Annotated in this window: 17 protein-coding genes and 2 tRNA genes; 13 read left to right on the top strand and 6 right to left on the bottom strand. The window is 44.2% G+C overall.

From position 1 onward, the window contains the following. Nucleotides 1-11: 11 nt before the first annotated feature. The 7 genes from clpP to A3Q3_RS0102625 all read left to right on the top strand — a co-directional run bounded on the left by clpP (nt 12) and on the right by A3Q3_RS0102625 (nt 7,374). A complete protein-coding gene (gene clpP, locus A3Q3_RS0102655) occupies nt 12-641 on the top strand; it encodes an ATP-dependent Clp endopeptidase proteolytic subunit ClpP (RefSeq protein ID WP_026361712.1) in 630 nt (209 codons plus the stop codon). Nucleotides 642-682: 41 nt separating this feature from the next. Beyond that, nucleotides 683-1,966: an ATP-dependent Clp protease ATP-binding subunit ClpX gene (gene clpX / locus A3Q3_RS0102650; protein WP_020182021.1), complete on the top strand. Its 1,284-nt coding sequence runs from the start codon at nt 683-685 to the stop codon at nt 1,964-1,966. Nucleotides 1,967-2,123: 157 nt separating this feature from the next. Then, nucleotides 2,124-4,562, top strand: coding sequence for an endopeptidase La (lon, locus tag A3Q3_RS0102645; protein WP_020182020.1), 2,439 nt, complete (start codon nt 2,124-2,126; stop codon nt 4,560-4,562). Between the two features lie 114 nt (nt 4,563-4,676). Next, complete coding sequence (locus A3Q3_RS0102640; protein WP_255349038.1) at nt 4,677-4,955, top strand: HU family DNA-binding protein; 279 nt, start codon at nt 4,677-4,679, stop codon at nt 4,953-4,955. 73 nt (nt 4,956-5,028) lie between these two features. Next, nucleotides 5,029-5,104, top strand: a tRNA-Val gene (locus A3Q3_RS0102635). Between the two features lie 91 nt (nt 5,105-5,195). Beyond that, nucleotides 5,196-5,272, top strand: a tRNA-Asp gene (locus tag A3Q3_RS0102630). Nucleotides 5,273-5,490: 218 nt separating this feature from the next. Next, complete coding sequence (locus A3Q3_RS0102625; protein WP_020182018.1) at nt 5,491-7,374, top strand: SurA N-terminal domain-containing protein; 1,884 nt, start codon at nt 5,491-5,493, stop codon at nt 7,372-7,374. 99 nt (nt 7,375-7,473) lie between these two features. Here the strand turns inward: A3Q3_RS0102625 and A3Q3_RS0102620 are convergent, their stop codons facing one another. The 6 genes from A3Q3_RS0102620 to gloB all read right to left on the bottom strand — a co-directional run bounded on the left by A3Q3_RS0102620 (nt 7,474) and on the right by gloB (nt 14,362). Continuing rightward, nucleotides 7,474-8,259 carry an enoyl-ACP reductase gene (locus tag A3Q3_RS0102620; RefSeq protein WP_020182017.1) on the bottom strand — a complete coding sequence of 262 codons (786 nt, stop codon included), beginning with the start codon at nt 8,257-8,259 and terminating at the stop codon, nt 7,474-7,476. Between the two features lie 72 nt (nt 8,260-8,331). After that, complete coding sequence (locus tag A3Q3_RS0102615; RefSeq protein WP_020182016.1) at nt 8,332-9,171, bottom strand: ABC transporter permease; 840 nt, start codon at nt 9,169-9,171, stop codon at nt 8,332-8,334. A gap of 1 nt (nt 9,172) precedes the next feature. Next, complete coding sequence (locus tag A3Q3_RS0102610) at nt 9,173-10,195, bottom strand: ABC transporter permease (RefSeq protein WP_020182015.1); 1,023 nt, start codon at nt 10,193-10,195, stop codon at nt 9,173-9,175. 2 nt (nt 10,196-10,197) lie between these two features. Then, complete coding sequence (locus A3Q3_RS0102605; protein WP_020182014.1) at nt 10,198-11,718, bottom strand: peptide-binding protein; 1,521 nt, start codon at nt 11,716-11,718, stop codon at nt 10,198-10,200. A 183-nt stretch (nt 11,719-11,901) separates the two neighbouring features. Then, nucleotides 11,902-13,503 (bottom strand): transglycosylase SLT domain-containing protein, encoded by a 1,602-nt coding sequence (locus tag A3Q3_RS13530; RefSeq protein WP_020182013.1) that lies wholly within the window; start codon nt 13,501-13,503, stop codon nt 11,902-11,904. Between the two features lie 106 nt (nt 13,504-13,609). Then, nucleotides 13,610-14,362, bottom strand: coding sequence for a hydroxyacylglutathione hydrolase (gloB, locus tag A3Q3_RS0102595; RefSeq protein WP_020182012.1), 753 nt, complete (start codon nt 14,360-14,362; stop codon nt 13,610-13,612). A gap of 76 nt (nt 14,363-14,438) precedes the next feature. Between gloB and A3Q3_RS0102590 the strand changes: the two genes are divergently transcribed. The 6 genes from A3Q3_RS0102590 to rfbC are packed head-to-tail and all read left to right on the top strand — an operon-like array spanning nt 14,439 to nt 18,888. Next, nucleotides 14,439-15,170 (top strand): class I SAM-dependent methyltransferase, encoded by a 732-nt coding sequence (locus tag A3Q3_RS0102590; RefSeq protein WP_020182011.1) that lies wholly within the window; start codon nt 14,439-14,441, stop codon nt 15,168-15,170. 4 nt (nt 15,171-15,174) lie between these two features. Further along, nucleotides 15,175-15,621 (top strand): ribonuclease HI, encoded by a 447-nt coding sequence (gene rnhA / locus A3Q3_RS0102585; RefSeq protein WP_020182010.1) that lies wholly within the window; start codon nt 15,175-15,177, stop codon nt 15,619-15,621. Nucleotides 15,622-15,640: 19 nt separating this feature from the next. Then, nucleotides 15,641-16,324, top strand: a complete 684-nt coding sequence (gene dnaQ, locus A3Q3_RS0102580; RefSeq protein WP_020182009.1) for a DNA polymerase III subunit epsilon — start codon at nt 15,641-15,643, stop codon at nt 16,322-16,324. A 55-nt stretch (nt 16,325-16,379) separates the two neighbouring features. Next, nucleotides 16,380-17,462, top strand: a complete 1,083-nt coding sequence (gene rfbB, locus A3Q3_RS0102575; protein ID WP_020182008.1) for a dTDP-glucose 4,6-dehydratase — start codon at nt 16,380-16,382, stop codon at nt 17,460-17,462. 5 nt (nt 17,463-17,467) lie between these two features. Next, nucleotides 17,468-18,343 carry a glucose-1-phosphate thymidylyltransferase RfbA gene (rfbA, locus tag A3Q3_RS0102570; protein WP_026361710.1) on the top strand — a complete coding sequence of 292 codons (876 nt, stop codon included), beginning with the start codon at nt 17,468-17,470 and terminating at the stop codon, nt 18,341-18,343. Further along, nucleotides 18,343-18,888 carry a dTDP-4-dehydrorhamnose 3,5-epimerase gene (rfbC, locus tag A3Q3_RS0102565; protein ID WP_020182006.1) on the top strand — a complete coding sequence of 182 codons (546 nt, stop codon included), beginning with the start codon at nt 18,343-18,345 and terminating at the stop codon, nt 18,886-18,888. Before rfbA ends, rfbC begins: the two co-directional genes overlap by 1 nt. Nucleotides 18,889-18,898 lie beyond the last annotated feature (10 nt).

The raw sequence follows: 18,898 nt of genomic DNA, 5'->3' as shown, positions 1-18,898 counted from the left end.
TGAGCAGTTTTATGACTAACACAAGAGAGATCTTTGAACCACAAGGGTTGGGTTATATCCCGATGGTCATTGAGCAAAGTGGACGCGGTGAACGCTCATACGATATTTACTCAAGGCTGTTAAAAGAGCGTGTGATTTTTTTAGTAGGCCCAGTGAATGACATGACGGCCAACCTGATTGTTGCCCAGTTACTATTCTTAGAGGCTGAAAATCCAGATAAAGACATTTCGCTTTATATTAACTCACCTGGTGGTTCCGTGACGGCTGGTATGGCTATTTATGACACCATGCAGTTTATTAAGCCTGATGTCAGCACCTTATGTATCGGCCAAGCGGCTAGCATGGGTGCGCTATTATTAACGGCAGGTGCGAAAGGTAAGCGCTTTTGCTTACCCAACTCACGCGTCATGATTCATCAGCCTTTAGGCGGTTTCCAAGGTCAGGCATCTGACATTGAGATTCATGCCAAAGAAATTTTGTATTTAAAAGACAAGCTCAATAAGATCATGGCGCATCATACGGGTCAGCCAGTAGATACCATTGCCAATGACACCGACCGTGATAACTTTATGAGCGCAGAAGACTCTGTGAAGTACGGATTGGTAGATAAAATGATTTCTGCCCGCACAGACGCGGCTTAGAACGATATATTTTTTAAAGTAGTTGAATTTAGGAATTAAGCATGGCAACAAAAGCTGAAGGCGAAAAATTACTCTATTGCTCATTTTGTGGCAAAAGTCAGCATGAGGTGAAAAAGCTCATCGCTGGGCCTTCTGTGTTTATTTGCGACGAGTGTGTGGATTTATGTAACGACATCATTCGTGAAGAAATTCAAAATCTCAATGATATTAAAGCCACCGACAAATCATTACCAACGCCGCAAGAAATCTGCGCGATATTGGATCAATATGTGATTGGTCAGATTCAAGCCAAGAAAAACCTGTCTGTTGCGGTATATAACCATTACAAACGATTAGGCCATAACCACATTTCTGAAAATACAGCTAAAGATGACGTAGAAATTCAGAAAAGTAACATTCTGTTGATTGGACCTACAGGCTCCGGCAAAACACTGCTTGCGCAAACGCTTGCACGTTTACTCGATGTGCCGTTTGTGATGGCTGATGCAACCACTTTGACTGAGGCTGGTTATGTGGGTGAAGACGTAGAAAACATCATGCAAAAACTATTGCAGAAGTGTGATTATGACGTTGAAAAAGCACAGCGCGGCATTGTGTATATTGATGAAGTCGATAAGATCTCACGCAAGTCAGATAACCCGTCTATTACCCGCGATGTTTCTGGCGAGGGCGTACAGCAAGCCTTGCTGAAACTGATTGAGGGAACTGTTGCCTCAGTACCTCCACAAGGTGGACGCAAGCACCCTAATCAAGAGTTTGTGCAGTTGGATACCACCAATATCTTGTTTATCTGCGGTGGCGCGTTTGATGGTCTAGAAAAAGTGATCCGTCATCGCTCAGAAAAAGGCGGCATTGGTTTTGGCGCAGAAGTGAAGAGCAAAGATGATATCCGTCAAGTCGGTGAGGTGCTACGCGAAGTGGAGCCTGAAGACTTGATCAAGTTCGGCCTAATTCCTGAGTTTATCGGTCGTTTGCCGGTAGTGGCTACACTGGAATCACTTGATGAAAAAGCGTTAATGACTATCTTGGTTGAGCCGAAAAATGCATTAACTAAACAGTATATGAAACTGTTCAAAATGGAAGGTGTCGAACTGGAGTTCAGAGAGTCCGCCTTACATGTGATTGCCAAAAAGGCGTTAGAGCGTAAAACGGGTGCCCGTGGTTTGCGTTCTATTTTAGAGCATGCTTTGCTTGATATTATGTACGAGTTGCCTTCTATCGAAAATCTAAGCAAAGTGGTGATTGATGAAGGTGTAATTAACGAAGAGTCTGCACCTATCCTGATTTATTCTGAAGCCGAAAAACGTGTAGAAAACGCAGGCTAGTTCGAGATTTTGTTAAATTACTTGAATTAGCTATTGATATACTACGCAACTGGTATATATTTAAGTTGTACCACTTGAACTACCAAAGAATGTTCCCCATTTAAACACAAGGGTGAGTTGGTGATATCGCTCCCTTTGTTTTCAATTGAAAGAATTTATGACTGAACAAACTTTGCAAGTATCTTCCGAAGACCAGAGCGCGCTCATCCCATTATTGCCGTTGCGTGATGTTGTGGTCTATCCACATTTGGTGATTCCACTATTTGTAGGCCGAGCAAAATCTGTCAAGGCGCTAGAAATCGCCTCAGACACCAATAAACAAATTCTTCTGGTCGCACAAAAATCTGCCAATAAAGATGATCCCGATGCCGATGATTTATATGAAATCGGCACGATGGCTACTGTCTTGCAAATGCTTAAATTACCTGATGGTACCGTTAAAGTATTGGTAGAAGGTTTGCACCGCGTACGCGTATCTGGCTTTGTGGAGACAGAAGAGTGCTTTATGGCACTTGCGGAAAAAGTAGAGCAGACCGATGACAAAGATAGCGAGGCTGAGGCTCTAATGCGCACAGTCTTCACGCAATTTGATCAATATGTGAAGTTGAACAAAAAAATTCCGCCGGAAATACTCACGTCATTGGCAACCATCAATGATCCTGGTCGTTTGGCCGATACTATCTCAGCACACTTGACCTTAAAGCTTGAAGAAAAGCAAAAAACATTAGAAATGCTGAGTGTGATCGAGCGTTTGGAGCATCTGCTCTACTTGATGGAATCTGAAATTGATATCCTTCAGGTGGAAAAACGTATCCGTGGACGCGTCAAACGCCAGATGGAGAAAAGCCAGCGTGAATACTACCTAAATGAGCAAGTCAAAGCTATCCAAAAAGAGCTCGGCGAGCACGACGAAAATGCCGATATGGAGGAGCTCGAGCAGCGCATTAAAGACTCTGCGATGCCTAAAGAAGCATTGGCCAAGGTTAGTGCTGAGTTGAAAAAACTCAAAATGATGTCACCAATGTCAGCGGAAGCTTCAGTGGTGCGTAATTACATTGATACATTGGTGAACCTTCCTTGGAAGAAAAAAACCAAAATCAGTAAAAATCTAAAAGCGGCTGAAGCAGTGTTAGATGCAGATCATTACGGCCTAGAAAAGGTGAAAGAACGTATTGTAGAGTATCTCGCGGTACAGCAACGCGTTGGTAAGCTGAAAGCACCTATCTTATGCTTAGTTGGCCCACCAGGGGTTGGTAAAACATCGCTGGGTCAAAGTATTGCCAAAGCAGTTAACCGTAAATTTGTGCGCATGGCACTGGGTGGCGTGCGTGATGAGGCTGAAATTCGTGGTCATCGCCGCACTTATATTGGCTCTATGCCGGGCAAAGTGTTGCAAAGCATGACTAAGGTTGGTGTGAAGAATCCGCTGTTTCTATTAGATGAAGTGGATAAAATGGGGCAAGACATGCGCGGCGATCCTTCATCTGCCTTGCTTGAAGTATTAGACCCAGAACAAAACCACACATTTGCTGACCACTATGTGGAAGTCGAATATGATTTATCGGATGTGATGTTTGTGGCGACTGCCAATAGCATGAATATTCCTGCACCATTGTTAGACCGTATGGAAATTATTCGTCTTGCTGGTTATACCGAAGATGAAAAAGTAAATATTGCACAACGTTATCTGTTCCCTAAACAGTTAAAGGCGCATGGACTAAAGGCGACTGAAATTAATGTGCCTGAATCTGTGATTCGCGACATTGTGCGCTACTACACCAGAGAAGCGGGTGTACGACGCTTGGAGCAAGAAGCTGCGAAAATTTGCCGTAAAGTGGTGAAAGAGCTGTTGCTAAAACAAGATAAGAGCAAGGCTGCACCTAAAAAAGTCAATGTAACACCCAAAAACTTGGATCAATACTTAGGCGTGAGACGCTATGATTTTGGTGTGGCTGCTAAAGAGAATCAAGTAGGGCAGGTGACTGGTTTGGCATGGACCTCTGTAGGTGGTGAGCTGCTTACCATTGAAACGGTTGTGCTGCCAGGCAAGGGCAAAACCATTACAACTGGTAAGTTGGGTGATGTGATGCAAGAGTCTGTACAGGCGGCGATGAGCGTGGTGAGAAGTCGTGCAAGCGGATTGGGGATTCATGAAGACTTTTATGAGAAAAAAGACATTCATATTCACTTGCCAGAAGGTGCTACGCCTAAAGATGGCCCAAGCGCAGGCATTGCCATTACTACAGCACTGGTTTCTGTGCTGACGGGCATCCCTGCACGCTCAGATGTGGCGATGACAGGGGAGATTACTTTACGTGGGGAAGTGTTACCCATTGGCGGATTGAAGGAAAAGCTGCTGGCTGCACACCGTGGTGGCATCAAAACGGTATTAATTCCAGAGGCCAATGAGAAAGATCTGGCTGAGATCCCAGATAATATCAAAAGTAGTCTTGCCATCCATCCAGTAAAGTGGATTGATCAGGTCTTAGACTTGGCTTTGGAAACTGCGCCGAAACCTTTACAGGGTAACGCGGCGGAGCTAGCAAACGTATCAAAAGAAGGCTCAGAAGACGCAAATCAGCTGACTACGCATTAAATTAGGCAAAAATCGCCCAAATTAATCGTTAAGTTCTTGACATGGGCTTTTATCACTTGATATAAAGCTAATACAGGAAGGCCTGTAACATTTTTTAAAATAACCTTTGAGGGGATACACGTGAATAAATCAGAATTGATTGATCAAATTGCTAAAGCAGCAGGAATTTCTAAAGCTGCCGCCGGCCGTTCACTCGATGCAACAACAGAAGCAATTACTAAAGCACTAAAAAAGAGTGATACTGTCACTTTAATTGGTTTTGGCTCTTTTTATGTTGGGAAACGTGCAGCACGTTCTGGTCGCAATCCCCGTACTGGTGCAACTATTAATATCAGCGCAGCAAACTCTCCTAAATTTAGAGCTGGTAAAGCGCTTAAAGATGCTGTAAACTAGCGTTTTTACTGATTAAGCAATTAATCAGACAGTACTGCAAAGTTTTATAGAGTTTAGTTTGTAAAGTTATGCAGGGTGCTTAGCTCAGTTGGTAGAGCGTCGCCCTTACAAGGCGAATGTCAGCGGTTCGACCCCGTTAGCACCCACCAAAAACTAACAGACATATCGCCTAAAAATATATTGAGAGTGCTAGTTGTTTAGCACTCTTTATTTTTAGGGGTATCGATATAAAGCACAACTGGAGTGGTAGTTCAGTTGGTTAGAATACCGGCCTGTCACGCCGGGGGTCGCGGGTTCGAGTCCCGTCCACTCCGCCAACACTTAAAAAAGCGAATCGTTTACGGTTCGCTTTTTTTATTTGCTCCTATCCATCACATATTTAACAATCATTGTTTAATTGTTGGGGTATTCAGTCATCAATCAGCTGAAATCACACTAGGCTTGTGATATATTGCTAGGTTGTTAGGCAAAAATTAATGTCCAATTTATTGCAGTATTTATCTACCTTTTAAAGTCACTGAAAGATGTTGTTTTTATGTTAGACGCAATCAGAAAGCATACCCAAGGATGGTTGGCAAAAGCAATCCTAGCCATCATTACAGTACCATTTGCCCTATTTGGTATTGACTCGTATCTGAATCAGGCTGGCGGGAATGTAGCGGTTGCTACAGTAGCGGGCGAGAAGATTTCCGTACAGGAGTTTAGCAACTCTATTGAGAATGTGCGTAACCGCTTGCAATCAGAGGGGCAGAAGGTCGATGCAGCTCTGCTAGATAGTCCTGCGTTAAAGCAATCGGTACTGGATGGCTTAATTACACGCCGCCTAGTCAATAAGGAAGTACAGCGCGAACATTTTAAAATTAGCGATGAGCAACTGAACCAGCACATTTTGAGCATGCCTGAGTTTCAGGAAAATGGTAAGTTCTCAGAAGATCTGTACCAAAAAACATTACAACAAAATAAGTTAACTGCGGCCAAGTTTGAAAGTGGTATTCGCAGTGATATGGTGACGCAACAAGCGCGCGATGGGATAGCAAAACTGGCATTTGCACCAAAAGCGATTGCAGAGAAAGCACTGCAGTTTGCTTTTCAGCAGAGAGAGGTGAGCACGGTCGATGTAAAAGCTGTGGACTATATCAAGCAAGTGACGGTAACTCCTGAGCAAGTAAAGCAGTATTACGAGCAACACAAGGATAAGTTCAAAGTGCCAGAGCAGGTAAAGCTTGAGTTTGCCTTATTGTCAGCTGCTGGCTTAATGAATCAGGTAAGTGTCAGCGATCAGGAAGTCAAAGAGTTTTATGATGCGAATGCCGCTAAATTTCAAGGAGATGAGCAACGTCAAGCGAGCCATATTCTGATTAATTTTGGGCAAGATAAAGCAGCAGCAAAAACAAAAGCACTTGATGTATTAGCACAAGTGAAGAAAAACCCTAAACGTTTCGAAGAGCTTGCCATCACAAACTCTCAAGACACTGGCACTGCAACCAAGGGTGGTGATTTGGGTAGTTTTGGGCGCGGTGCGATGGTGAAACCATTTGAAGACGCAGTCTTTGCCATGAAGGTCAATGAAGTTAGTGATTTGGTTGAGTCTGAGTTTGGTTACCATATTATCAAGTTAAATGGGGTTACCGGTCAGTCGTCCTCGTTTGACCAGATGAAACCACAGATAAAAGCGGAACTTATTTTTCAAAAAGCACAGGCTAAATACGCTGAGTTGTCTGAAGACTTCAGCAATATGGTGTACGAGCAGTCTGCGAGTCTGGCCCCAGTTGCTAAGAAATATAACTTACAGTTGCAAACTACTCAGCTGATGAGCCGCGCTGATGGTGCTAAGTACTTCAAGAGCGACAAATTAATGAATCTGGCTTTTTCTGATGAAGTATTAAAAGAAAAACGTAACTCTGAAGCGGTAGAAGTGTCTCCAAACAATCTAGTTTCAGTACGTGTTGTTGAGTATAAACCAGAAGCGCCACGCAGCTTTGATGAGGTAAAAAGTGGTATTGAAGCGGTGTTGAAGCTTGAGCAAGCAGTGAAGCTTGCCTCGGATAAGGGCGCATCAATACTCGCTAAACTGAAGTCTGGTGATACAAAAGAACCATTGGATTGGATTTCGTCAGTCATTGTTGATCGTAAGAATGCGCAAGGGCTATCCAATGGTGTGATGAATCAAGTGTTTAGAATCAATACTGATAAGCTACCTGCATATGCTGGCTTTTTGGATGAGAACAAAACCTATGTGATTGTGAAAATCATTGGCGTCAGCAATCAGCTAGGGGATGATGCAGACTCTAAGCAGACTGCAGCTTCCGAATACGAGGCGGCTGTAGCAGCAGAGTATGTCAGTGCTTATGCTGCATCTCTGAGAGCGAAAGAAAACATTAAGGTCAATACGAGCGTGCTGTTTAGCAAGACTGAGTAATTAACACATATTAATCAACGTATTATTATTTTGATGTAAAAAAAGCTGATGTTGCCATCAGCTTTTTTATTATGACAGAGTCCATTACATCACGATGGCTCAGTCAATTTGCCCTGCTGCGGTGATGTTCATACCGCCATCAACGTAAGTAATCTCGCCTGTGATGCCAGAAGCTAAGTCACTACATAAGAATGCCGCTGCATTACCAACTTCCTCAATCGTTACGTTGCGACGCAGCGCTGCGTGGCGCTCGTTAAAGCCAATCATTTTATCAAAGTCTGCAATGCCAGAAGCTGCCAATGTTTTAATTGGGCCAGCAGACACTGCATTGACACGAATACCTCTAGGTCCCAAGCTTTGGGCTAGATAGCGCACATTGGCCTCTAGGCTAGCTTTAGCTACGCCCATGACGTTGTAGTTTGGCATTGTACGCTCTGCACCCAAGTAGCTTAGTGTGAGTAAGCTACCACCACGGCCTTGCATCATCGGGTAAGCTGCTTTTGCCAGAGCAGAGAAGCTGTAAGAGCTAATGTCATGCGCGATTCTGAAGTATTCCCGATTGACTGCATCTAAGTAGTCACCATCCAAAGCAACCTTTGGTACAAAAGCCAAAGAATGTACTAGGCTGTCCAAACCATCCCAGTGTTTGGCAAGTGCTGGAAATAGGGCATCAATTTGCGCATCATCTGCTACATCGCAAGGTAGCACAATGGTTGAACCAAAGTCGGCAGCTAGATCTGCCACGCGCTGTTGATGTTTTTCCATTTGATAGGTAAATGCTAGTTCAGCGCCTTCACGCTTCATGGCAGAAGCAATACCATACGCAATGGAACGGTTGCTGAGTAACCCAGCAATAAGAATTTTTTTACCTGCGAGAAAGCCCATAATCTATCCTAATTATTGATTGTCCAGTGATATTGGTTGTCACGATCTGGCCTATCAGAAAAGATAATAGGGTTATCGATTTGAACCACTTCTTGGGTCAAGCGCATCGCGCAACCCTTCACCAAGCAGATTATACCCTAACACTGTAATTAAAATCGCCATGCCAGGGTAGAGTGATAGCCACCATGCGAATTGAATATACTCTTTGCCATCCGTCAAGATATTGCCCCAAGAAGACTGTGGTGCTTGTACGCCCAAGCCGAGAAAGCTTAGGCCAGACTCCATCAGCACGGCACTAGCAACACCCAACACTGCGCTCACGATGATTGGCGTCAGACTATTTGGTAATAGATGTGTGAAGATTAATCGCATGTCTTTTGCACCCAGCGTACGTGAGGCCTGTACAAATTCGCGCTCGGCCAAACTCAAAAATTCTGCGCGCACCAAACGGGTGACACCCATCCATGAAGTCAAGCCAATCACAATCATGATATTGATAATAGAGGGGGTGAGGAAGGCGATGACCGCCAAGATTAAGAAGAAGCTCGGGATAGACAACATGATATCGACTAGACGCATGATAAGTGTATCTACCCAGCCTCGGTAATAGCCTGCAAGCGCGCCGAGAAGTATGCCAATTGCCGTAGAGATGCCTACTGCTACTAGCCCCACCAGCAATGAAATACGGCCGCCATGTAACATCCGGCTCAGTACGTCACGACCAAGGCCGTCGGTGCCCATCCAGTGAATCCATGAAGGCCCTAGCAGAATGGCTTTCACATTGATCTCGTCCGGGTCGTAAGGTGAAATAACTGGAGCGAGCATAGCCAGTAAAAATATGGTGAGGATGATGATAAATCCGGCCAATGCTAATGGGTTGGAAAGCGCTTTTTTGATGACGTCTATACGCATATTAGCCTTTCACCACACCACGTCGTATGCGCGGGTCTGCCCATGCATACGAAACATCTGCAATCAAATTACCAAGTAGCGTCAGCGCCGAACCAATGGTTAGTACACCCATGACTACGGGAAAATCGCGCATGAGTACGGCGTCGTAAAACAGCTTTCCCATGCCTGGGATAGCAAAAATAGTTTCAGCGATGACTGAGCCGCCAATTAAACCAGGGATAGACAGGCCAACAATGGTAATGAGGGGCAAAAGCGCGTTTCTAAGCGCATGTGTGTATACAACCTGATGTTCATTCAGGCCTTTGGCACGTGCGGTGGTAATAAAGTCTTGGCTAAGTACATCTAGCATGCCATTTTTGACAAAAAGGGTAATGCCTGCTAGCCCTGTAACAGATGGAATGATGACTGGCATGATGAGATGGCTAATGCTGTCTTTTATTTTCCCCCATGTGTCGAATGTATCGTAATTCAGACTATGTAAGCCGGAGATGGGTAACCAATTGTTCATGACGCCTAACCAATACATCAACAATAAAGATAACCAAAAGCCCGGAATGGAAAAGCCAATAAAATTAAACAGGGTGATCGATCGATCTTTCCAGCCTTGGTAATGTTTGGCGGCAATGACGCCAAGCGGAATAGCGAGTAGCAGAGTAATGATGAGCCCGAGAATGTTAATCATGAGCGTGATGGGGAGCGCCTCTTGAATCATGCCCTTTGTCACGTTGCCATCTTTATCTGTAGTTTGCCAAAACACAGGTTTTTGATGTCCTGCGAAGGAATTGCCAAAGTCGAGCTGTATCATGCGCTTTAACCATAAGCCATATTGGACAATCACCGGTTTATCCAAATTGTAGAGTTCACGCAGTTTTTGGCGGGATTCCTCCGATGCTTTGGGGTTAAATGCTGCCTCGTTATTGGTGATATCCCCAGGTGCCAAATGCATGATAAAGAATGAAATCAGGCTGATGCCGATTAGCATGGGGATCATCCATAACACGCGTTTAATCAGGTAGGTCAGCATAGTTATTGTGCGCTAATTTCATTTCTACGTAATGGTTCAGGGATATACCACTTGTGTGAATCATAACCCACTCCAGCAGGGGGAATCGGATCTACAATGCCTTGAATGCGCTTATGCATTGCTGTCAGCCCATATCCAGCTGATAAATACACAATCGGGCAGTCTTCCAGTAATACCTTGGCAAACTCGTGATAGATATTCATGCGCTTATCCGGATCTAATTCGGTTCTGCCTTGCTCTAAGAGTTTGTCGATGGTTGGGTTATTGTAACCAATAAAGTTAAACTGGCCTGGTGCCTGTTGGCTGGAGTGCCAGATGCTATATTGATCCGGATCCAAACCTAAGCCCCAGCCCAACACCACAACGTCAAAATCACCGGTTTTAATAAAGCGACTAATAAAACTTGCCCATTCAATGGCACGAATCTTAACGTCTATACCAATATCTTTGAGCCTGCGTTGAATCAGCACGGCTGATTTTTCACGCTCTTTATTTTGGTTGGTGATGATCTCGAATGCAAAAGGTTTACCGTCACGCTCCAAAATACCATCACCATTGGTGTCGATAAAGCCAGCTTCCCTGAGTAGCGCTTTGGCTTTTTGTGCGTCGTAAGGGTAGGGGCTAAGTGCAGCATTGCTCCAGCGCGTACCTGGCTTATAGGGAGAGGCAATGTTAATGCCTAGCCCTAAATAGACGCCATCAATAATTTCCTGCTTATCAATCGCATAATTGATGGCTTTTCTGACACGGATATCGTCAAACGGTTTATGCTTGAGGTTAAACCCCATGTAGGTGTAACTATTACCTAACTCTTTGTATAGGTTCAAGTTATTTTGTAGCTCAGGGCGAGAAGGAATGATACGTGAGTATTTGATTGGGTCTAAGCCCATGGTGTCGATGTTATCTGCCATGAGCTCAAGAAATTGTGCCGAGTTATCTGGAATAATGCGTGTAATGAGCTTGTCAATTTGTGCTGGGCCCAACACACTTTTGGTGTTGCGCGACAATTGAATATTTTCACCGTTTTTCCAGACATCTAACTGATAGTAGTTGCTCCCCACGGGTTTGCGCGCAAATGCTGTGGTATGGATGTCCTGGCCCTTTAATAAATGCGCTGGCAAAATCTGCAAGCCTGACCAGCTATCCAAGGCTGGGGCATACGCTTGATCGTAGCTGACTTTAAATGTGAATGCGTCTGGCGTTTCTGCTTTTTTGACCAACTGGTAATCGGAAGCATAAGGGCTGCGTGTCTTTTCATCGATGACTAATTTCCAGGTAAATAGCACATCAGCACTGGTGAGTGGATGTCCATCGGCCCAAGTTAGATTGGGCTTTAATTTAAATGTAATGGTTTTTTGATCATCGGAAATCGTCCAACTTTCTGCCAAATCGCCTTCTAAATCTAGTGTGGCATTGTATTTCAGTAATGCGTTAAAAATGTTAGAGGCAATCGCGGCCGAGGCTGACTCTCCAGCAACCATGTAAATCAGTCCACTCGGTTCGGCAGTCATCGCGCCAATCATGGTGCCGCCTGTTACGCTAGGGTAATGAGCTGAATAGTCTTTGGTTTCTGTGGTCGGGGAAGATTGATGACAAGCACTCAGGCATAAGCTAAGCAATAAGGCTGTGAATATATGTTTGTGAAAATACACACAAGTTGAGAGGGGGTGAGTGGTTGATAGATGAAACACAGTGACCCCAATCAATTAGTGGATTTTGGAAGAGACTCGAGTTCTGCGATGAGATGTTTTCGACGATTTCTTTGCTTTATGGCTGATATACCTAGAAGATGTAGTCGAGTATTTTTTCTTATGACTACCTGCTACATAACGGCTGCTTGCGCGTTGTGTGCTGGCTTGGCGAGTCACCACTTTGATGATTTGCCCGGCTTTTAATTGCCCTGCACTGATGCGATTAGTACTTAGCAGATGGCTTTTTTCAACATTAAATTTATCGGCTAGGCTAGAAACCGTATCACCACGTTTTACTTTATAACGGATGGTTCTTGTAGCGCGAGATTCATTTTCTGTGCTGGCATTGTCTTCTTTCACAGAAATATTTTCATCAAAACTAGCCTGCACAATATTGGCATCTGCACTAAATCCGTTGGGCACCAAGATAGGACGTGAAGTCATTATTTTCTTTTTGCCGGTCAAATCATTGACTTCTCTTAACTCGCTCACGCCAATATTGAATTTTCTTGCAATGTAATCAATCCGTTCGCCACGCTTGGCTGAATAGGTTTTCCAACTAGTCAGTGGTTTATCGTAATTGGCCAAATTTTCTTTAAAGCGATCTGCCGCCCAAGTTGGCAATAGCAATTGATGTACCTCATTGTTAGAAACAATGACCGGGCGGTTATAGCTCGGATTTAGAGCGCTAAGCTCTTCTGGTGATATTTCAGCAAGCTCGGCTGCCAGCTTGGCATCAATTTGTTTAGGTGCAAGCACGCGCGTAAAGTAAGGTTTGTTAGGAATATCTACTAGACTCAGGCCGAACTCATCAGGTTTGAATACAATGTTTTTAATGGCCTGCAGTTTCGGTACATAGTTTTTTGTTTCTTCAGGCAAACGTAAATGCTGGTAATCGGTAGGTAAGCCTTGTTTGCGGTTGCGTTCGATAGCGCGGGAGACTGTGCCTTCACCAGCGTTGTAGGCAGCAAGCGCTAGATCCCAAGAGCCGAACATGCCGTGCAATCTTTGTAAATAGGTGAGGGCAGCGTTGGTGGCAGCGGTTACATCGCGACGCTTATCTGCCCAGTAGTTTTGTTTTAAGCCGTAATCTTTGCCGGTGGCTGGCACAAACTGCCAGATGCCTGATGCATGGCTGCGTGAATAAGCCTGTGGGTTATAGGCACTTTCTATCATGGGTAGCAGGGCAATTTCCGTAGGCATGCCACGTTTTTCAACTTCTTCTACAATATGAAACAGGTATTTCTGGCTTCTTTCCAGCATACGTTTTACATAGTCAGGCCTAGAGGCATACCAGTTTTCATGCTTTGCGGTATATTCAGAATCGATATCAGGGATGTTAAAGCCATTGCGAATACGCTCCCACAAGTCATCTTGACCTACATAGATGCTGGTGTCGTCATGCTCTTGAATAAACTCTTCAATTGGATCGGCCGTTAAAGTGCTGTCAATATGGTCTTCCAAAATAAGCATTTCATCGCCGGCAACGTTGCTTTGTAGTGACGTTGCAGCAAAGCCAGACAGCGGTAAAGCTAACGTTAACCACAAACCCATCAAACAAATGGGTACGCGTTTGGAATGTTGCTGTGGGTGACGTGATGGCAAAAATTGGGTCATAACACTTGAAGAGTATAAAAAGTTTGAAACATGACTGAATACTAGCGGCGATTATTGCATGAGTCAAGTAAAAGTATTACTTAGATTAACTTATTTATCTTATTGATTAATAATGGTTTCTAAGCTGTCTTATTGCAGTAAAAATTTCAATTTCAGATGCGTTTTGCATCTTGATATGTTGTTGGATTTCTGTTTCAAGACACCTTAAAAAAGGATTGGTTGCAATTTCTTCTTCAAGTGTGCTGGGTAAACTTGGTATATTTTGCTTACGTAACGATACTATGTGCGCTTCACGTTGCGCCAATCTGAGGTTGTTGGGCTCCAAACCACGTGCAAATTGAATGTTTGTCAGCGTGTATTCATGAGTACAAAAAATTTGTGTGGTGCTAGGCAATTGCTTAATGCGCTGTAATGAATGAAGCATTTGTTCTGGGCTGCCTTCAAACAATCGACCGCAACCCGCACCAAATAACACATCGCCACAGAATAGAAACTGATCATTCACATAAACGATGTGGTCTAACGTGTGTCCTGGCAGCCACATTATTTTGAAGGATTGCTCAATTGCAGGCAGCGTAACGTGGTCGCCTTCTTTTATTGCAGTGTGTGGGAAAGGATACTCGCGATAACTGGGCGCATACACAGGCACTTGGTATTGTTCGAGTAAAGTTTCTACACCGCCAATATGGTCTAGATGGTGATGTGTAATTAAAATAGCACTTAACACTAATTGCTTTTCTTTTAAAACTTGCAATACAGGTGTCGCATCTCCGGGATCAACGACCACAACGTTGCGACCGAGTTGTAAAACCCATATATAATTGTCTTCAAATGCAGGAATTGGGAATATAGTGATCATGTATCAATGCTTAAACAAACGACAGCCAACAGAGTATCTCATGGTTGTGATTCTGCCAGTATTTGTCAACTGATAAATGTACCCGAATACACAAGATGATTGGTTAAAAAGTCCGCTTGGCAATTATTTGCTTGCAAGTGAAAAAGCCATTTATGATCAGCACGTCGCTGATATTTTTGGCTTTAATGCCTTGCAGATTGGCTTGCTCGAAATGGATTTGTTACAGCAATCCCGTATTGCCAAGCGCTTACGTGCAGATGCTGGCGCCGGTGATGTGTTGTGTGAGAGCGAATTTTTGCCGTTTGCTTCTGCATCTATAGATTTGTTATGCCTACCGCATGTATTAGAGTTTAGTCAGAACCCTCATCAAACGCTGCGAGAAGTAGAGCGCGTACTTGTCCCCGAGGGGCATTTGATATTAACAGGCTATAATCCGATGAGTGCTTGGGGTGTGCGGCGCTTGTTTTCTAAAAAGCAGCATTATCCTTGGTGCGGCAATACGCTGTCTTTAAAGCGTATTAAAGATTGGCTAGCGTTACTAGGATTAGAGTTTGTACATGGCGGTACACAAGCATTTATTTTGCCAATCAATGATACGAAATGGATTCATCGACAACGCTGTATTGAAACCTTTGCTACAAAGTGCAATGCGCCTTTAGGCGGTATTTACTACATTGTGGCCAAAAAACGTGTCGTTAACATGACCTTACTCAAGCCAAACTGGAAAAAATCGTTAGTGAAATCTGCCCTTGTGGCGACACAGCAAAAAACAAAACCTTCACAAAAAATAAACAAAAAAACACAATAGTAAGATGACAATCAATTTAGTAGAAATATACGCAGATGGTGCATGTAAAGGGAATCCTGGTGTAGGTGGTTGGGGTGCACTGTTGTTATTTGGCGCACAAGAAAAAACGCTCTTTGGTGGTGAGGCGCAAACCACGAATAACCGCATGGAATTAACTGCCGTCATTCGCGCACTAGAGGCGATTAAACGCCCGTGTCAGATTAAAATTTACACCGATTCATCTTATGTGCAAAAAGGGATAACCGAGTGGATTATTGGCTGGAAGCAACGCCAATGGCGCACCGCAGACAAAAAACCGGTGAAGAACGAAGACTTGTGGAAGCAATTAGATGCGCTTGTGCAATCCCACCAAATTGAGTGGATTTGGGTCAAAGGCCATGCCGGTAATGTTGGTAATGAACGTGCTGATGCCTTGGCAAACCTTGGTGTCGAAGAAGTGTTGGCAAATTAAAGCAACTAGGACTGACTAGATGAGACAGATTTTTTTAGATACTGAAACCACAGGCTTATATCCAGATCAAGGGCACCGCATTATAGAAATTGCAGCGGTGGAGATGATTAACAGACGGCCTACTCAGAATCATTTCCATGTGTATTTGAACCCTGATCGCGAGATTGATGTGGCTGCACAGGAAGTGCACGGCATTACTTTGGAATTTTTACAAGATAAGCCACATTTTGATGCGATAGCCGATGAATTTACAAGATTTATCAAAGATGCCGAGCTGATTATCCACAACGCACCGTTTGATGTTGGCTTTTTAAATGCAGAGCTTGGCCGGATTGGGCTACAGCCAATCCAGAAGTTTTGCGATAGAATTACTGACACATTGAAGATGGCCAAAGACGCGCGTCCGGGCCAGCGTAACAATTTGGATGCATTATGTAGGCATTTTGGCATTGATAATTCCAAACGTACCTTGCATGGCGCGTTGCTAGATGCGGAGTTGCTGGCTGAAGTCTATATGGCAATGACGCGTGGTCAAGACAGTTTGTTGATGGATTTGCAGCAAGCCAAAGAGACGCAGTCACAACAGGTGATGCATCAGCACCAAGCTGTCAGCATTAAAGTGCTTCCGCCAGAAAGTGAAGAGCTAGAGGCACATGCGGCTTATTTAGAAGGTTTGAAAAAAACAGGTGCGCAGCTTTGGTAAGTGGTGTTAGCCCGAGATGAATTCACCGGATTGATTTTAGAATAATGGAAATAATATGAAAAATTGTATCGTAGTGACAGGTGGTGCAGGTTTTATCGGTAGTAACTTTGTCAATGAATGGGTGAAGCATGGTCTAGGTAAAGTCATTAATTTGGATAAATTGACCTATGCTGGTAATTTAGAAAATTTGGCAGAAATTCAGCACAATCCAGACCATGTATTTGTGCATGCAGATATCGGTGATAGAGAGGCTGTGCAAAAGTTGCTTGCGGCTCATCAACCACGTGCAGTGGTCAATTTTGCTGCTGAGAGTCATGTAGACCGCTCGATACACGGGCCTGGTGAGTTTATTGAGACCAATGTGGTCGGTACCTTTCATCTATTAGAAGAGGTGCGGGCATACTGGGGTGCACTCGGTGTAACCGATAAAACGCAGTTCCGTTTTCTACATGTGTCTACCGATGAAGTGTATGGTTCATTGAGCGCAACAGACCCTGCATTTAAAGAGACCAATGCTTATGAGCCTAACAGCCCATACTCTGCTTCTAAAGCCGCTTCAGATCATTTGGTGCGCGCCTATCATCACACTTACGGCTTGCCAACGTTAACCACTAACTGCTCTAACAATTATGGCCCTTACCATTTTCCAGAGAAGCTAATCCCATTGGTGATTCACAATGCACTGCAAGGTAAACCGCTGCCCATTTATGGTAATGGTAGCAATGTCCGTGATTGGCTGTATGTGACAGACCACTGTAGCGCGATTAGGCGTGTATTAGAAGACGGGACAGTAGGTGAGACCTATAATATTGGTGGCTGGAACGAAAAAACGAATTTAGATGTAGTGCATACCTTATGCGATATTCTGGATCAGGAACAACCTAAAGCGCAAGGCAGTTACCGCGACCAAATTACATTTGTCGTGGATCGTCCGGGACATGATCAGCGTTATTCAATTGATGCCACCAAAATTGAACGAGAACTCGGCTGGAAGCCAGCAGAGACGTTTGAGACTGGCATTCATAAAACCGTGAAGTGGTATTTAGCGCACCCACAATGGGTCAACAATATCACTAGTGGTGAATATAAAAACTGGGTGAGCCAGAATTACAAAGAACGTGGTGAGGAGCTAGCATAATGGCAATGAAAGGCATTGTATTGGCCGGTGGTTCCGGAACACGTTTATATCCTGTCACTCAAGTGGTTTCTAAGCAGTTGTTGCCGGTGTATGACAAGCCGATGATTTACTACCCATTATCTGCGCTAATGTTGGCTGGTATTCGTGAAGTATTGATCATCTCAACACCGCAAGACACACCGCGTTTTTCAGAATTGCTAGGCGATGGTAGTCAATGGGGCATGTCCATTCAATACAAAGTACAGCCATCGCCAGATGGATTGGCACAAGCCTTTATTTTGGGCGAATCATTTATTGGCAATGACCCATGTGCCCTTGTATTGGGCGATAACATTTTCTACGGGCACGAGCTGGCGCTGATGGCGCAAAAAGCGGCTGAGCGTACAAGCGGTGCCACTGTATTTGCCTATCCGGTGAATGATCCTGAGCGTTACGGCGTGGTGGAATTTAACCAAGCAGGTCAAGCCATTAGTTTGGAAGAAAAACCGACGCAACCTAAATCCCGTTATGCTGTCACAGGCTTGTATTTTTACGACAATCGCGTGGTTGATATTGCAAAAAATCTTAAACCATCTCCTCGTGGCGAATTAGAAATTACCGACGTCAATCGTCATTATCTGGAGTTGGCAGATTTGCATGTAGAGGTGATGGGGCGCGGCATGGCTTGGTTGGATACAGGTACGCATGAATCGTTATTGGAAGCTGGCGCCTTTATTCAGACCATCGAGAAGCGCCAAGGGTTAAAAATTGCTTGTCCGGAAGAGATTGCTTACCGCAAAGGGTTTATCGACGCAGCAGCATTAGAGAAGTTGGCCAGCAAGTACGCTAAAAATGGCTACGGTCAGTATTTGAAACAAGTGTTAACAGAGAAAGTGTTTTAATGAATGTGATTCAAACGCGTATTCCAGAAGTGTTGGTGTTTGAGCCCAAGGTATTTGGTGATGATCGTGGGTTCTTTTTTGAGAGTTTTAATGCAAACCAGTTTGATGCAGCAGTAGGCCAACACTATGATTTTGTTCAGGATAACCACTCACGTTCTGCAAAGAACGTGCTGCGAGGCCTGCACTATCAAATTGAACAGGCGCAAGGCAAGCTAGTGCGCGTGACGCAAGGCGAAGTGTTTGATGTCGCTGTGGACATTCGGCAATCCTCGCCTACATTTGGTCAATGGGTAGGTGAACTGCTTTCTGCAGAGAACAAACGCCAAATGTGGATACCGCCAGGATTTGCACATGGGTTTCTAGTGCTCTCTGATCATGCCGAATTTTTGTATAAAACCACTGATTTTTATGCGCCACAATTTGAGTGCAGCATTCGCTGGGATGACGCTGATATTGGTATCGAATGGCCAAGCGATGCTAAACCAGTGTTGTCGGCCAAAGACAGCGTTGCTTCAAGCTTGCGTGATGCAAGAAAATTTCCTTAATCGATTCATC

This window comes from Methylotenera sp. 1P/1 (genome assembly GCF_000384355.1).
GTDB lineage: Bacteria > Pseudomonadota > Gammaproteobacteria > Burkholderiales > Methylophilaceae > Methylophilus.
This window is presented reverse-complemented; position numbering and strand designations above follow the sequence as displayed.

Excerpts from the sequence above, each read along its gene's own strand:
- clpX (WP_020182021.1), top strand. The coding sequence starts at position 683 with ATGGCAACAAAAGCTGAAGGCGAAAAATTACTCTATTGCTCATTTTGT.
- A3Q3_RS0102605 (WP_020182014.1), bottom strand. The coding sequence starts at position 11,718 with ATGATTGGCGCGATGACTGCCGAACCGAGTGGACTGATTTACATGGTT.
- A3Q3_RS0102610 (WP_020182015.1), bottom strand. The coding sequence starts at position 10,195 with ATGCTGACCTACCTGATTAAACGCGTGTTATGGATGATCCCCATGCTA.
- A3Q3_RS13530 (WP_020182013.1), bottom strand. The coding sequence starts at position 13,503 with ATGACCCAATTTTTGCCATCACGTCACCCACAGCAACATTCCAAACGC.
- A3Q3_RS0102590 (WP_020182011.1), top strand. The coding sequence starts at position 14,439 with ATGTACCCGAATACACAAGATGATTGGTTAAAAAGTCCGCTTGGCAAT.
- gloB (WP_020182012.1), bottom strand. The coding sequence starts at position 14,362 with ATGATCACTATATTCCCAATTCCTGCATTTGAAGACAATTATATATGG.
- lon (WP_020182020.1), top strand. The coding sequence starts at position 2,124 with ATGACTGAACAAACTTTGCAAGTATCTTCCGAAGACCAGAGCGCGCTC.
- A3Q3_RS0102625 (WP_020182018.1), top strand. The coding sequence starts at position 5,491 with ATGTTAGACGCAATCAGAAAGCATACCCAAGGATGGTTGGCAAAAGCA.
- rfbC (WP_020182006.1), top strand. The coding sequence starts at position 18,343 with ATGAATGTGATTCAAACGCGTATTCCAGAAGTGTTGGTGTTTGAGCCC.
- dnaQ (WP_020182009.1), top strand. The coding sequence starts at position 15,641 with ATGAGACAGATTTTTTTAGATACTGAAACCACAGGCTTATATCCAGAT.
- rfbB (WP_020182008.1), top strand. The coding sequence starts at position 16,380 with ATGAAAAATTGTATCGTAGTGACAGGTGGTGCAGGTTTTATCGGTAGT.
- rfbA (WP_026361710.1), top strand. The coding sequence starts at position 17,468 with ATGAAAGGCATTGTATTGGCCGGTGGTTCCGGAACACGTTTATATCCT.
- A3Q3_RS0102620 (WP_020182017.1), bottom strand. The coding sequence starts at position 8,259 with ATGGGCTTTCTCGCAGGTAAAAAAATTCTTATTGCTGGGTTACTCAGC.
- A3Q3_RS0102615 (WP_020182016.1), bottom strand. The coding sequence starts at position 9,171 with ATGCGTATAGACGTCATCAAAAAAGCGCTTTCCAACCCATTAGCATTG.
- clpP (WP_026361712.1), top strand. The coding sequence starts at position 12 with ATGACTAACACAAGAGAGATCTTTGAACCACAAGGGTTGGGTTATATC.
- rnhA (WP_020182010.1), top strand. The coding sequence starts at position 15,175 with ATGACAATCAATTTAGTAGAAATATACGCAGATGGTGCATGTAAAGGG.